Annotated in this window: 13 protein-coding genes and 1 pseudogene; 6 read left to right on the top strand and 8 right to left on the bottom strand. The window is 69.1% G+C overall.

What is annotated here, in order from left to right:
- Positions 1–39 precede the first annotated feature (39 nt).
- Positions 40–765 carry a sugar isomerase domain-containing protein gene (locus ACFWN2_RS14565; protein WP_382427711.1) on the top strand — a complete coding sequence of 242 codons (726 nt, stop codon included), beginning with the start codon at positions 40–42 and terminating at the stop codon, positions 763–765.
- Here ACFWN2_RS14565 and ACFWN2_RS14570 read toward each other — a convergent pair.
- From ACFWN2_RS14570 to ACFWN2_RS14590, 5 genes and pseudogenes are all read right to left on the bottom strand, one after another.
- Positions 762–1097, bottom strand: coding sequence for an antibiotic biosynthesis monooxygenase family protein (locus ACFWN2_RS14570; protein ID WP_382427713.1), 336 nt, complete (start codon positions 1095–1097; stop codon positions 762–764). The genes ACFWN2_RS14565 and ACFWN2_RS14570 overlap by 4 nt on opposite strands.
- Positions 1098–1110: 13 nt before the next feature.
- Positions 1111–1989 (bottom strand): aldo/keto reductase, encoded by an 879-nt coding sequence (locus ACFWN2_RS14575; protein WP_382427715.1) that lies wholly within the window; start codon positions 1987–1989, stop codon positions 1111–1113.
- A 70-nt stretch (positions 1990–2059) separates the two neighbouring features.
- Complete coding sequence (locus tag ACFWN2_RS14580; protein ID WP_382427717.1) at positions 2060–3115, bottom strand: glycoside hydrolase family 5 protein; 1056 nt, start codon at positions 3113–3115, stop codon at positions 2060–2062.
- Between the two features lie 97 nt (positions 3116–3212).
- Positions 3213–3968, bottom strand: coding sequence for an ABC transporter permease (locus ACFWN2_RS14585; protein ID WP_382427719.1), 756 nt, complete (start codon positions 3966–3968; stop codon positions 3213–3215).
- A 56-nt stretch (positions 3969–4024) separates the two neighbouring features.
- A pseudogene (locus tag ACFWN2_RS14590) lies at positions 4025–4666 on the bottom strand (ABC transporter ATP-binding protein); the annotation flags it as partial.
- A gap of 111 nt (positions 4667–4777) precedes the next feature.
- Between ACFWN2_RS14590 and ACFWN2_RS14595 the strand changes: the two are divergent.
- Together ACFWN2_RS14595 and ACFWN2_RS14600 are read left to right on the top strand one after the other, a co-directional pair.
- The gene (locus tag ACFWN2_RS14595; RefSeq protein WP_382427721.1) at positions 4778–5845 is read left to right on the top strand and encodes a sensor histidine kinase; all 1068 of its coding nucleotides are present in this window, start codon (positions 4778–4780) and stop codon (positions 5843–5845) included.
- Positions 5842–6471, top strand: a complete 630-nt coding sequence (locus tag ACFWN2_RS14600) for a response regulator (protein WP_382427723.1) — start codon at positions 5842–5844, stop codon at positions 6469–6471. Before ACFWN2_RS14595 ends, ACFWN2_RS14600 begins: the two co-directional genes overlap by 4 nt.
- On the opposite strand, the gene ACFWN2_RS14605 is transcribed toward ACFWN2_RS14600, so the two are convergent.
- Together ACFWN2_RS14605 and arc are read right to left on the bottom strand one after the other, a co-directional pair.
- Entirely contained in the window at positions 6468–6992 is a 525-nt protein-coding gene (locus ACFWN2_RS14605) for a hypothetical protein (protein WP_382427725.1), read from the bottom strand. The two genes, ACFWN2_RS14600 and ACFWN2_RS14605, sit on opposite strands and share 4 nt — an antisense overlap.
- Before the next feature lie 82 nt (positions 6993–7074).
- The gene (gene arc, locus ACFWN2_RS14610) at positions 7075–8871 is read right to left on the bottom strand and encodes a proteasome ATPase (protein WP_382427727.1); all 1797 of its coding nucleotides are present in this window, start codon (positions 8869–8871) and stop codon (positions 7075–7077) included.
- Between the two features lie 713 nt (positions 8872–9584).
- On the opposite strand from arc, the gene ACFWN2_RS14615 reads away from it, so the two are divergent.
- From ACFWN2_RS14615 to ACFWN2_RS14625, 3 genes are read left to right on the top strand one after another with little or no spacing between them, the layout of a single operon-like run.
- Positions 9585–10421 carry a hypothetical protein gene (locus ACFWN2_RS14615; protein ID WP_382427729.1) on the top strand — a complete coding sequence of 279 codons (837 nt, stop codon included), beginning with the start codon at positions 9585–9587 and terminating at the stop codon, positions 10419–10421.
- A 39-nt stretch (positions 10422–10460) separates the two neighbouring features.
- Complete coding sequence (locus ACFWN2_RS14620) at positions 10461–11222, top strand: hypothetical protein (protein WP_382427731.1); 762 nt, start codon at positions 10461–10463, stop codon at positions 11220–11222.
- Positions 11223–11265: 43 nt separating this feature from the next.
- Positions 11266–12102 carry a hypothetical protein gene (locus ACFWN2_RS14625; protein ID WP_382427733.1) on the top strand — a complete coding sequence of 279 codons (837 nt, stop codon included), beginning with the start codon at positions 11266–11268 and terminating at the stop codon, positions 12100–12102.
- Between the two features lie 48 nt (positions 12103–12150).
- On the opposite strand, the gene ACFWN2_RS14630 is transcribed toward ACFWN2_RS14625, so the two are convergent.
- Positions 12151–12975: a tRNA (adenine-N1)-methyltransferase gene (locus ACFWN2_RS14630; RefSeq protein WP_382428724.1), complete on the bottom strand. Its 825-nt coding sequence runs from the start codon at positions 12973–12975 to the stop codon at positions 12151–12153.
- Positions 12976–12982: the final 7 nt, after the last annotated feature.

The raw sequence follows: 12982 nt of genomic DNA on the forward strand, positions 1-12982 counted from the left end.
GTAGGCTGCGACCTGCCGTCACCCCAGCAAGGAGCAGCCATGGACTTCGCCAGCGACTACGGCGCCGCGGTGCGCGAGCACCTCCGCCTGATCGAGGAGCACAACGCCACCACCCTCGACGAGGTGGCGGGCCGGTTCCTCGGCGTCGTGCGCGCCGACCGGCTGGTGCACACCGCGGCCACCGGGCACGGCCTCGCCGCCGTGCTGGAGAGCTTCTACCGCGCCGGCGGGCTCGCCTGCGTGCTCCCGGTGTTCCACCCCGGGCTGCTGCCCCTGCAGAACGCCCAGGCCAGCACCCAGCTCGAACGCGTCCCTGGGCTGGCCGCGACGCTGACGGCGCAGGCCCGGGTCCAGCCGGGCGACGTCGCCGTGATCTTCTCGAACTCGGGCATCAACGCCGTTCCCGTCGAACTCGCCCGCGAACTGAAGGAGCGCGGCGCCTACGTCGTCGCGGTCGTGTCGAAGCCCCACATGGACAACGCGCCGGCGCGGTCGTTCGCCAAGCTCGGCGACGTGGCCGACGCCGTGCTGGACACGGAAATCCCGTCCGGTGACGCCGTGTTCCCCAGTTCCAGCGGCATCACCGCGGGCCTGTCCACCCTGTGCTTCATCCACCTGTGGAACCTGCTGCTGGTGCGCCTGACCACGCAGGCGGAGGCCGCCGGCGTCACCGTTCCGCTCTGGCAGAGCTCGAACCTCCCCGGCGGGGACGCCGCCAACCAGGGGCACCTCGACCACTACCGGGCACAGGTGCCGACGCTCTAGGGCCGCCGGAACCCGTGGCTGCGCTCCACCTTCGCGATGTGCAGCGTGTAGCTCTCGTACCAGTCGGCCCGGCCGCGCTTCTGAGCCGACTGGTGCTCGGCGTTCGTCCGCCACTGCCGGAGGGCCTCCTCGTCGCGGAAGTACCCGACGGTGATGCCGAGCCCGCCGGGGTTCTGCGCGTGGTCCATCCCGAGGTAGCCCGGGATGTCCTTCACGAGCTCCTCCATGCGCGCGTTGGTCTCGCGGTAGCCGGTCTGCTCCTGAGTGCGCACGGTGGTGAAGATGGCGGCGTAGTAGGGAGGGTCAAAAGCCTCGATGGGCGCGTCGCTCACGGCGCCACGGTAGCTAGTTCCAGGTGAGGCCGGAACGGATTTTCCAGTACCGCTCGGCAGGCTCGGCCAGGTCCGGCAGGTCCACCTCGATCCGCAGTGCCTCCACATTGGACCGCAGCTGCGCGGGACTCGCCGCCCCGGACAGCACGACGTCCACCCACGGCTGCCGCGCGATCGCCGCCAGTGCGACCGCGTCCGGACCGACGCCGAGCGCTTCCGCCTGTGCCGCAACCGCTTGCGGGGGCTCCACGACGAGCCGCCCGTTGGCCACGCCCTCCTTGACGATCACCCGCAGCCCGGCGTCGTGCGCCTCCCGCAACGCCTCCCCCGCCGAGGTCTCCAGCAGGTTCCAGGTGGACTGCACGGACCGGAAGACGCCAAGGTCCAGGGCCTTGCGGATGGTGTCGGCCTGCCGCGGCCCTGACGTCGAGAACCCCAGCGGCACACCGATCTCCACCATGGCATCCTGCAACGCCCTGTCGGTGAACAGCGGGCTGTCGGCCGTCAGCGAGTGCACCTGGTAGAGCGCGACCCGCGGCAGCAACGCACGGGTCTCCTGCCACTGCCGGGTGAACCGCGCGAGCGAGTGCTCCTTGACCTCGTGCACCTCGGCATCGGGCCGCCAGTCCGCCGTGTAGGCGTAACCCCACTTGCTGGAGACCGTCACGTCGTCGTGGCCGGGCAGCCACGACGACAGGAAGTCCTCCGACAGCCCGTACGACCGGGCCGCGTCGACCCACCGGATACCCAGTTCGTAGGCCGTGTCGAGCACCCGGTGGCACTGCGCGCGCATGGACTCGACGTCGCGCACGGCCGGCAGCGCGTTCTCACGGCCGAGGTTGATGTAGTGAGGACGACCGAGAGAGGCGAGACCGAGCGCGAGTTGAGCCATGCCGTCAAAGGTAAACGGCGGCCCCGAAGGACCGCCGCTCACCTGACCCGCCGGGGTCGTTCAGAACCGATCAGAAGTCGTCAGCCGTGCGGATGTGGTTGCGCACCCACTTGCCGGACTCCTTCAGCACACCCTCACCGGCGAAGTTGCTGCCGGAGCAGGTGCCGCCGTTGAACACCGCGCCCGTGCGGTGGTCGTCGGAGAAGTTCCAGTTCGTCCACGAGATCTTCGCTTCCTTCATGAACGCGATGAACTTGTTCGCCATGGTGAAGTCGTTGGGACCGTCACCGGAGGCCTCCTGCGAACCGAACTCGGTGACGAAGACCGGCACCTGGCTCGAGACCGTGCGCAACGCGTTGAGGTACGAGTCGCGGTGGTCCTTCGCGTAGAAGTGGAACGTGTACATCAGGTTCGCGGCGTTGACCTTGTTCTGGCTGACCTCGTTGATGTTGCGGCCGTCGGACAGGCCGAACGTCGACCAGCCGTGCGTGCCGACGAGCACGAGGCTGTCCGGGTCCTCCGCGCGGATCGTCGGGATGACGGCCTCCGCGTAGGACTTGACCCGCGCCCACGTCACGCCGTTCGGCTCGTTGGCGATGTCGTAGATGATGTTCGTCTTGTCCTTGTGCCGCTGCGCGATCTCCTTGAAGAACGTCTTGGCGCGCGCGGTGTTGTGGTTCGGGTCGCCCGGCGAGAGCTGGTGCCAGTCGACGAGCGCGTACAGGCCGCGCTTCGTCGCCTCCTCGATGTAGCCGTGCACCATGTCGGTGAACTTACGAGGGTTCGACTCGTAGCCGCCCTCCTGGATGTACATCGAGATGCGGAGGACGTCCGCCTTCCAGTCGTTGGCGAGCGCGTCCAGCGACGCGGTCTTGACGCACTGGGAGTACCACTGGATGCCGTGCGTGCTCATGCCGCGCAGCTGGATCTGCTTGCCGTTCTTGTTGCACAGCTTGACGCCGCACACCTTGAGCTGGCCGTTGACCGCCGCGGGCGAACCCGGCGGCAGCGCGGCGGCGGCGAAGGTGCCCTTGGGCGCGTCGGCGACGGAACTGCCCGCCATCACACCGGTCAACGGGAGCACGAGTGCCGCGGCGAGCGCCACCACAGACTTCTGCCAGGACATACAGCGTCTCCTCTCGGACTGCCGGCGGCGGATTTGTTAGGTAAGTTTCCTTACCGATTAAAGGTATAGATGACCATAGGTCGACCCCAAGAGCGAGTCAAGCGTCTCGTCGCAGAAGCGACACGGTTCCGGTACCCAGAGTCACCAGTACGTACATCCCCAAAACTGCGATGGCGGCCAACGGCCCCAGCGGCGGGTCCTCGACGACGCCCGAGACCTCCCACACCAGGTACGGCACCATGACCGCCGACGCGTCGACGTTCCACGGTTCGGGCAGCATCGGCGTGATGGCCGGCAGACCCCACAGCAGCACGCCCACCACCACGATCGTCACGGCCGTCGACCTCACCGCGAGCCCCAGCCCGAGGCCGGTCAGGCCCGTCACCAGGATCGACAGCACGGCCGCGCCCGCCCACGGCAGCACGTCGCCGATGCCGTCCCACGGCGCGATCGGCGGCGGCCGGTCCCCCATGTTCCACCAGCTCGTGCCGATGCTCAGCGCCAAGGCGGCGGCGCCGAGCACCACGGACGCGGTGGCGACGAGCACCGTCTTGGCCGCCAGCAGGCGCTTGCGGTCCGGCACGGCGGTCAGCGCGGTGAGCCTCGGGTCGGAGGTCGCGACCAGGGCACCGAGCGCGGCGACGAGGAACTGCACGACCGGCGTGATCACCACGCTGGCGTCGGCCGAGGCGAACGTCGCCTGCTCGGCGGCCGGCGACGTGTCGTAGTCCTGGACCATCAGCCACGACAGGAGCGCGCCCGCGGCCACCATCGAGCCGATCGCCGCCACCACGCCGTACGGCGCGCGGACGGTGCGGAGCTTCAGCCACTCCGCGGCGAGCGCGTTCTTCACAGTCCCCTCCCGGAGGTCAGGTCGAGGTAGGCGTCCTCCAGGGAGCCGTTGCGGGTCAACGCCTCCATCGGCGTCTCCTTGACCAGCTGTCCTCTTGCGACGATCACGACGTGGTCGGCGGTCAGCGCCATCTCGCTCATCAGGTGGCTGGAGACGAAGACCGTCCGCCCCTCCTTCGCGAGGCCGCGCATCAGGTCGCGGATCCACCGCACGCCCTCGGGGTCGAGCCCGTTGACCGGCTCGTCGAACATCAACACCTCGGGGTCGCCCAGCAGCGCCGCCGCGACTCCCAGCCGTTGCTTCATGCCTAGCGACAACGCCCTGATCCGCCTGTGCCGCAGGCCTCCCAGGCCGACCTGCTCCAGCAGCGCGACCGCGCGGGCCTGCCCGATCCCGTTGCTCGCGGCGATCCAGCGCAGGTGGTCGAGCGCCTTGCGGCCGTGGTGCACGGCCGCCGGGTCGAGCAACGCGCCGACGTGCCGCAACGGCCGGTCGAGGTCCGCGTACCGCTTGCCGCCGACCAGCGCCTCACCGCCGGTGGGCCGGTCCAGGCCGAGGATCATCCGCATCGTCGTGGACTTGCCGGCGCCGTTCGGGCCGAGGAAGCCCGTCACCAGTCCGGGGTGGACGGTGAACGACAGGTCCCGGACCGCCGTCGTGTCCCCGTATCTCTTCGTCAGGTTCCGCACCTCGATCATGCGGAAGAGAGTCGGCTGTTCGTGCGGGAAAGGGATCGGCCCCTGCTCCGATCCCGGGAATCGGACCGTGGTCCGAGGCGGTCGGGACGCACGCTCGTTACCGTCGTCGTCGTGATCGCACGACTGCACCTCTACCTGGTCGACGCCACCGCCGCGGTGGTGATCGGCGTCCTGGTGGGCTACGCGATGGTGGAGCACCAGGAGAAGCCGTGGTGGCTCGTCGTCCCCGGCACCCTCCTCGTCGCGTTGCCCGTCACGGTCCGCCGGATCTGGCCCGTGACCGCACTGGTGGTCAGCACGGTCGCCACGGCGGCGGTGGTGATCGGACAGGTGCTGCCGACCGAAGCCCTCGGCGCCCCGGTCGGAGCCGTGTGCTTCGCGCTCTACACCGTGGCCGTCGACAGGTCCCGGACGTGGTCGCTCGCCGCCCTCGCGTTCGCGGTGGCCGTGATCGCCGGCATCTCCGGCGGTGAACCGGAGAACGTGCTGGTCGTGCTCGCCGCGATGAGCGCCGTGTGGGTCATCGGCTACACGACCCGGATGCGGCGGTCCTACTTCGAACGCGAGAGGGCGCAGCAGGGCGAGCAGGCCCTCGCCGACGAACGCCTGCGCATCGCCCGCGAACTGCACGACGTGGTGGCGCACAACCTTTCGCTGATCGCCGTGCAGGCCGGGAACGCCGCACACGTGCGTTCACCCGAGCACGCTTACGAGGCGTTGCAGGTCATCTCGGAAACGAGCCGTGCGGCTCTGACGGAGATGCGGGGGCTCTTGGGCGTGCTGCGCTCGGACGCCGACCTCGCCCCGTCCCCCGGCCTCGGCGGGCTCGCTGACCTGGCCGACCGCGCGTCACTGGCAGGCGTGCGCGTCGCGCTGGAGGTGAAGGGGGACGCCGTTGTGCCGGAAGGGATCGGGCTGTCGGCGTACCGGATCGTGCAGGAGGCGCTGACGAACGTCGTGAAGCACGCGGCACTCGCCTCGTGCACTGTTCTGGTGGACGTGACACCGGAAGCCGTCCGCGTCGAGGTCGCGGACGACGGGCCAGGGGTGAGGGAGCTCGGGGTGGGGCACGGGTTGATCGGCATGCGCGAACGCGTGGCGGTGTACGGCGGCACGTTCAGCGCCGGGCCGGGCGAGGGCGGCGGATTCCGGGTCGTCGCGGAGCTGCCGGTCCGATGACGAGTGTGCTGATCGTCGACGACCAGGCGTTGCTGCGCGCCAGCTTCCGCATGCTGGTGGACAACGAACCGGACCTGACCGTCGTGGGAGAGGCCGGTACGGGCGTTGAAGCCGTGGCGCTGGCTGCCTCCACACGGCCCGACGTCGTGCTGATGGACATCCGCATGCCCGAGATGGACGGCATCGAGGCCACGCGCCTGCTGGACGGGCCGCGCGTGCTCGTGCTGACCACGTTCGACCTCGACGAGTACGTCTTCGGCGCGTTGCGGGCCGGTGCGTCGGGATTCCTGTTGAAGGACACGCCTCCCGCGGACCTGCTGGCGGCCATCAGGGTCGTCGCGTCCGGGGAGTCACTGCTCTCCCCGACGGTCACGCGCCGGCTGATCTCGGAGTTCGTCCGGCAGCCGGCTTCTCCCGTGGTGCGCGGGCTGGAGCGGGTGACCGAACGCGAGAAGGAGGTCCTGCTGCTGATCGCCCACGGGCTGTCCAACGCGGAGATCATGGCCGAGCTGCACGTCAGCACCGGCACGGTGAAGACGCACATCGGGAACCTGCTGGCGAAGCTGCACGCCCGCGACCGCGCCCAGCTCGTGATCGCGGCCTACGAGTCGGGGCTGGTCCGCTAGATCACGTCGTCCCGCAGGAGACGGCCACCGGCGTCGTAGGCCCGGATCCGCACGAAGCTGATCTTCTCCGGGACGACGCAGAGGAAGACCTCGCCGTACAGCTCGGCCTTGACGACCTTGCCGCTGGGCAGCACGAACTCGAGGACGGCGACCTCCCGGGCGACCCGCCCCACCTCGACGCTCTGGTCGTCCCGGAGCAGGCCCACACGGCCGTTGACGTACTCGGCTCCGGGCGCGCCGGCTTTGACGGTCGACCAGGTCGCTCCCCCGTCGCCGACGGAGCAGAGGAAGAACTCCTCGGCGGTGACGCCCGCCTCCACGACCGTCCCCATGAGCATCTGAAGGGTGTCGGCGCGGTATCCGGGCGGCCGCTCGCAGCCGTTGTCGGCGAGGGCGCGCATCGAGTCGGCAGACAGCGGTGCCGGCGTTCCGGCGAGAGCCACCGGGTCCGCGACGTCGTGGGCGTAGGCCAGCGCGGTGACGACCCCCAGCGCTCCCAGCACGTGCCAGACGCCCCTCATGTCCCACCCCCGGACGGGAGTCTAGAACGCGGAACCGCCCCGGCCGTGGGAAACGACCGGGGCGGTTCGGTTTCGAGCTGTCCTACAGGTACGTGCCGGTGTTCGTGGCCGTGTCGATCGCGCGACCCGTGTCCTGGTTCTTCCCGGTGACGAGCGTGCGGATGTAGACGATCCGCTCGCCCTTCTTGCCCGAGATGCGAGCCCAGTCGTCCGGGTTCGTCGTGTTCGGCAGGTCCTCGTTCTCGGCGAACTCGTCGAGGATGGCCGCCTGCAGGTGCCGGACGGAGAGTCCGGGCTGCTTCGTGTCGAGCAGCGACTTGATCGCCGCCTTCTTGGCCCTGTCGACGATGTTCTGGATCATGGCGCCGGAGTTGAAGTCCCGGAAGTACAGGACCTCCTTGTCACCGTTGGCGTAGGTGACCTCCAGGAACCGGTTGTCCTCGGACTCCTCGTACATGCGCTCCACGGTGTGCTGCACCATGCCCTCGATGCAGGCCTTCGGGTCCCCGCCGAACTCGGCGAGGTCGTCGGCGTGCAGCGGGAGGTTCGGAGTCAGGTACTTGTTGAAGATGTCCTTCGCGCCCTCGGCGTCGGGCCGCTCGATCTTGATCTTCACGTCGAGCCGGCCCGGGCGGAGGATCGCCGGGTCGATCATGTCCTCGCGGTTGGAGGCGCCGATGACGATGACGTTCTCCAGGCCCTCGACGCCGTCGATCTCGGCGAGGAGCTGGGGCACGATCGTCGTCTCGACGTCGGACGACACACCCGAACCACGGGTGCGGAAGATCGAGTCCATCTCGTCGAAGAACACGATCACGGGGGTGCCGTCGGACGCCTTCTCACGAGCCCGCTGGAAGATCAGGCGGATGTGCCGCTCGGTCTCACCGACGAACTTGTTGAGGAGTTCGGGGCCCTTGATGTTGAGGAAGTACGACTTGGCCTGCTTGTCGGTCTCGCCGCGGATCTCCCGCACCTTCTTGGCCAGCGAGTTCGCCACCGCCTTGGCGATGAGCGTCTTGCCGCAGCCGGGAGGGCCGTAGAGCAGCACGCCCTTGGGAGGACGCAGCTCGTACTCGCGGAACAGGTCGGCGTGCAGGAACGGCAGCTCCACGGCGTCGCGGATCTGCTCGATCTGCCGGGAGAGGCCACCGATGTCGTTGTAGTCGATGTCCGGGACCTCCTCGAGCACGAGGTCCTCGACCTCGGCCTTGGGGACCCGTTCGTAGGCGAAACCCGCCTTCGAATCGACCAGCAACGAGTCGCCGGGCTTCAGCGGCGAGTCGAGCAGCGGCTGGGCGAGCCAGACCACCCTCTCCTCGTCCGCGTGGCCGACGACCAGCGCACGCGCGATGGTGTCATCACCGTCGTCGGTGAGCACCTCCCGCAGCGCGCAGACCTCGCCGGAACGCTCGAACCCGCCCGCCTCGACGACCGTCAGCGCCTCGTTGAGACGCACTGACTGCCCGTAGGCGATCTTCTCCGGCTCGACCGCGGGGGACACGGCCACCCGCATCCTGCGGCCTGAGGTGAAGACGTCCACTGTGCCGTCGTCGTACCGCGCCATGAAGACGCCGTACCCGCTGGGCGGTTGCGCCAGCCGGTCGACTTCCTCACGCAGCGCGAGCAGCTGGCTTCGTGCTTCGCGGAGGGTGTCTATGAGCTTCGTGTTTCGCTCGGTCAGCTGGCTGACGCGCTCTGTCGCCTCAGCCAGACGCTGCTCGAGCAACCGCGTGTGCCGCGGGGACTCGGTCAGCTTGCGACGCAACGACGCGATCTCGTCCTCGAGGAACCTGATCTGCGCAGTCAGCTCAGCAGAATTGTTGCCCTGGTTCAGCTCGCCACCCTCATCGGGTTGGCTGCCGGGATGACCGTGCTGCATGTCGGCACCCTCCTCCCGTGTTCGTACCGATTACGGTACCGGCGATCACCGACAAAATGGGGTACTCACAACATCATCTTCGCTCGTGTGACGCAACGGCACTGCCTCCAAGAGAGCTCGACTGCTCCATCTCGGTGTTCGGTCCGACCGTCCGACCGCTACGGTGCGTCCCAGACACCACCATCGGCGTTTCGCACCGCGACACGCCAGACGACCTGCGAGAAGTCCGAGGAGAGGGTCATGGGAGCACCTGTGCGGGCACCCGGCCCCCACGCTCCGCGACCACACTCGGGTGATCACGTGCACGCCTGGTGCGGCTCACGACCCGGCGACGGGCCGCGATCCGCCGCCGTCCCACCAGGTGGACCAGCGGTTGAGCCGTTCGGTGGTCACGCACCGCAACCCACTCCGTTCGTGCCCGTCCGAGGCCCGGTTCGAGCAGGCCTCCGGTGCGACCGGAGGGCGTGCGGCCAACCGGGTGGTTCTCCCGGCGCGACCGGCTCACCACACCGACAGCGCAGTGCATCGCACTCGATTCCCGGTGGAGTTGCCACAATCGTTATCAGACACGGCCTTCGCGCGCCCAGATCGCCACTCAGGGCGTGTGCATAACCACTCGTGCGTGTCGATAGGCACCATTCGCCCGCGAGTCACAGGGCGAAGTACGACAATGTCCAGCGAAAGACCGCCTCATCCACATCGGGGGAGTTTCGATGACCTACCCGCCGCAGCAGCCCGGTCCCTACGGGCAGCAGCCGCCGCCCGGCGGGCCGTACGGGCAGCAGCCGCCGCAGCAGCCGGGTCACGGCCAGCCCCAGCCCGGCTACGGGCAGCAGCCGCCTCCCGGGTACGGCCAGCAGCCCGGTCAGTACGGCCAGCCGCAGCAGGACCCGTTCGGCCAGCAGGGCCCGCCCAGCGGCGGCTTCCAGCAGCAGGGCCAGTACGGCCAGCAGCCCTACGGCCAGCCCGGCCCCTACGGCCAGCAGCCGTACGGTCAGCCCGGTCCGTACGGCCAGCCCGGCGGGTTCGGCGGTCCGCCGCCCAAGAAGAGCAACACCGGCCTGATCGTCGGCGTCGTCATCGGCGTGCTGGTCCTGGTCGGCGGCGGCGTCACGGCGGCCGTGCTGCTCTCCGGCAACAGTTCGAGCAGCAGTTCCAGCAACTCGGCGTCGGAATCCGGTTCGGGTGACGACGAGGCCGACCTCAAGAAGGCCGTCGACGAGTACATCGCCGTGGCGACCTCCAAGAACGAGAGCAAGGCCAAGTCGATGGCCTGCCAGGAGATGCTCGACGAGGCGGCCGAGGCCGAGAAGAGGCTGACCCCGGAGCAGCGGAAGCTGGCCGAGGAGGCCAAGAAGCTGCCGGTGCCGAAGATGACGTACAAGAGCTCGAAGATCTCCGGCGACGAGGCGACCGTGACGCTCACCCTCAGCGGCGAGTACGGCGGCCAGACCCAGACCCTGGACTCCGACGTGAAGTTCAAGAAGGTTTCGGGAGACTGGAAGGTCTGCATCCTGAGGAAGGACGTCAAGATCCCGACGACCAGGTAGTCGTCAGCCGGTTCTCTTCTTTCGCTTCGGGGGACTCCCATGACCTATCCGCCACAGCAGCCGGGGCCGTACGGGCAGCAGCCGGGCGAGGGCCAGCAGCCCGGTTACGGCCAGCAGCCACCACCGGGGTACGGCCAGCCGCAGCAGAACCCCTACGGACACCAGGGACCGCCCGGCGGCGGCTTCCAGCAGGGCCCGTACGGCCAGCAGCCACCGCCGCCCGGCTACGGACAGCCCGGCCCCCACGGCCAGCAGCCGTACGGCCAGCCCGGCGGGTTCGGCGGTCCCCCGCCCCCGAAGAAGAGCAACACCGGTCTGATCATCGGCGTCGTCATCGGCGTGCTGGTGCTCGTCGGCGGTGGCATCACCGCGGCCGTCCTGCTCACCGGCAACAGCTCCGGCAGCTCGTCTTCGAACTCGGGCGGCTCCGACGAGGCCGCCGAGGTCAAGAAGGTCGCGGAGGAGTACTACGCGGCCGGCGTCTCGGGTGACACCGCCAAGGCCAAGTCCATGGCCTGCCAGGAGGTCCTCGACGAGGCCAAGGAGGCGGAGAAGAAGCTGGAGAGCCTCACGCCCGAGCAGCGCAAGCAGGCGGAGGACCTCGCCAAGCAGCTGAAGCCCGCGGTGAAGGTCAACGACGTGACCGTCTCGGGCGACGAGGCGATGGTCAAGATCAACGTCTCGACGTCGCTCGGCGGGCAGAACTCCAGCGTCGACACCGAGGTCAAGTTCAAGAAGATCTCGGGCGACTGGAAGTTCTGCACGCTCACCAAGGACATCAAGATCCCGACCACCAGGTGACCCGTCACCTCCGGATCCGTTCATCACCATCGGGGGACGTTCCATGACCTACCCGCCGCAGCAGCCGGGGCCCTACGGGCAGCAGCCGCCTCCCGGACAGGGCCAGCAGCCCGGTTACGGGCAGCAGCAGCCGCCGCCGGGGTACGGCCAGCCGCAGCAGGACCCGTTCGGACAGCAGGGTCCGCCCAGCGGTGGCTTCCAGCAGGGCCCGTACGGCCAGCAGGCACCGCCGAGCGGTGGCTTCCAGCAGCAGCCGTACGGCCAGCCTGGTCCGTACGGCCAGCAGCCCTACGGCCAGCAGCCTTACGGACAGCCCGGCTTCGGTGGTCCCCCGCCGAAGAAGAGCAACACCGGCGTGATCATCGGTGTCGTCATCGGCGTGCTGGTCCTGGTCGGCGGTGGCGTCACGGCGGCGGTCCTGCTCTCCGGCGGCGACTCCAACAGCACCAGCGCCGCGCCGACGGCCACGAGTTCGGATCCGGACCCGTCGGACGGCAGCACGAAGCCGGCGCCGCCGTCGTCGAAGAGCCCGTCGAGCGGCGGTGACAGCGCCGCCAAGGACGTCGCGGAGGAGTTCACCGACCGGGTCCTGAAGGGTGTTCGCGCGGGCAACAGCGACCCGAACGACATCAAGGACCTGGTGTGCACGGCGGAGTTCCCCAAGCTCAAGGCGCAGTCCGGGCAGGCTCAGCCCGGCGCGGCGGCCACCGTGACGGAGGTCAGGACGTCGGGCAGCACCGGCACGTTCCGGCAGAGGCTCAGCGGGCTCGTCGATCCCGCCAACCCCGGCAAGACCTCGACGGGCAGCATCATCTACAAGCTGTCGAAGGAAGGCAGCAAGTGGACGGTGTGCGGCATCGACAAGATCGAGGCCAACTGACCTGACGCGAAAGGCCCGCACTCCGCGGAGTGCGGGCCTTTCGCGTGCTCAGCCCTTGCTGGGACGGCGCTGCGGCCTCGGTGCCGTCACGCCCTCCGCGAGCCTGCGCGTGGTCAGCAAGAACGCGGTGTGCGCGATCATCCGGTGCTCCGGGCGCACGGCGAGGCCGACGACGTGCCACGGTCGCACGAGCGTCTCCCACGCGTGCGGCTCCGTCCAGCACGTCATCTCCCGCAGCGCCTCGGTGACCACGGACAGCTGCGTGGTGGTGGCGACGTAGACGACCAGGACGCCGCCGGGGATGAGGTTCTTCGCGACCGTGGGCAGGACCTCCCACGGCGAGAGCATGTCGAGGATGACCCGGTCGACCTCGCCCTCGTGGTTCTTGACGTCGTCGACGGTGATCGACCAGTTGCCGGGGCGCTCGCCGAAGAACGTCTCCACGTTGCGGATGGCGTGGACCGCGTGGTCGTCGCGCACCTCGTAGGACTGGACGCTGCCCTTCTCCCCCACCGCGCGCAGCAGCGAGCACGACAACGCGCCGGAACCCGCGCCGGCCTCCAGGACGCGCGCGCCCGGGAAGATGTCGCCGTACATGCAGATCTGCGCGGCGTCCTTCGGGTAGATGACCTGCGCGCCCCGCGGCATCGACAGCACGTAGTCCGGCAGCAGCGGGCGCAGCGCCAGGAAGTTCGTGCCGCCGACCGACTGCACCACGGACCCCTCCGGCTGCCCGAGCAGCAGGTCGTGGGGAATGGCGCCGCGGTGGGTGTGGTACTCCTTGCCGGGTTCGAGGACGACCGTGTAGTGCCGCCCCTTGGGGTCGGTCAGCTGTACCCGGTCACCCGGCTGGAACGGTCCACTTGCGCTAATCACCGCG

The sequence above is a fragment of the Lentzea sp. NPDC058436 genome (genome assembly GCF_042721515.1).
Classification (GTDB): Bacteria; Actinomycetota; Actinomycetes; order Mycobacteriales; family Pseudonocardiaceae; genus Lentzea.

Coding starts and splice junctions, on each gene's coding strand:
- ACFWN2_RS14565 (WP_382427711.1), top strand. CDS start 40: ATGGACTTCGCCAGCGACTACGGCGCCGCGGTGCGCGAGCACCTCCGC.
- ACFWN2_RS14575 (WP_382427715.1), bottom strand. CDS start 1,989: ATGGCTCAACTCGCGCTCGGTCTCGCCTCTCTCGGTCGTCCTCACTAC.
- ACFWN2_RS14580 (WP_382427717.1), bottom strand. CDS start 3,115: ATGTCCTGGCAGAAGTCTGTGGTGGCGCTCGCCGCGGCACTCGTGCTC.
- ACFWN2_RS14600 (WP_382427723.1), top strand. CDS start 5,842: ATGACGAGTGTGCTGATCGTCGACGACCAGGCGTTGCTGCGCGCCAGC.
- ACFWN2_RS14605 (WP_382427725.1), bottom strand. CDS start 6,992: ATGAGGGGCGTCTGGCACGTGCTGGGAGCGCTGGGGGTCGTCACCGCG.
- arc (WP_382427727.1), bottom strand. CDS start 8,871: ATGCAGCACGGTCATCCCGGCAGCCAACCCGATGAGGGTGGCGAGCTG.
- ACFWN2_RS14615 (WP_382427729.1), top strand. CDS start 9,585: ATGACCTACCCGCCGCAGCAGCCCGGTCCCTACGGGCAGCAGCCGCCG.
- ACFWN2_RS14620 (WP_382427731.1), top strand. CDS start 10,461: ATGACCTATCCGCCACAGCAGCCGGGGCCGTACGGGCAGCAGCCGGGC.
- ACFWN2_RS14625 (WP_382427733.1), top strand. CDS start 11,266: ATGACCTACCCGCCGCAGCAGCCGGGGCCCTACGGGCAGCAGCCGCCT.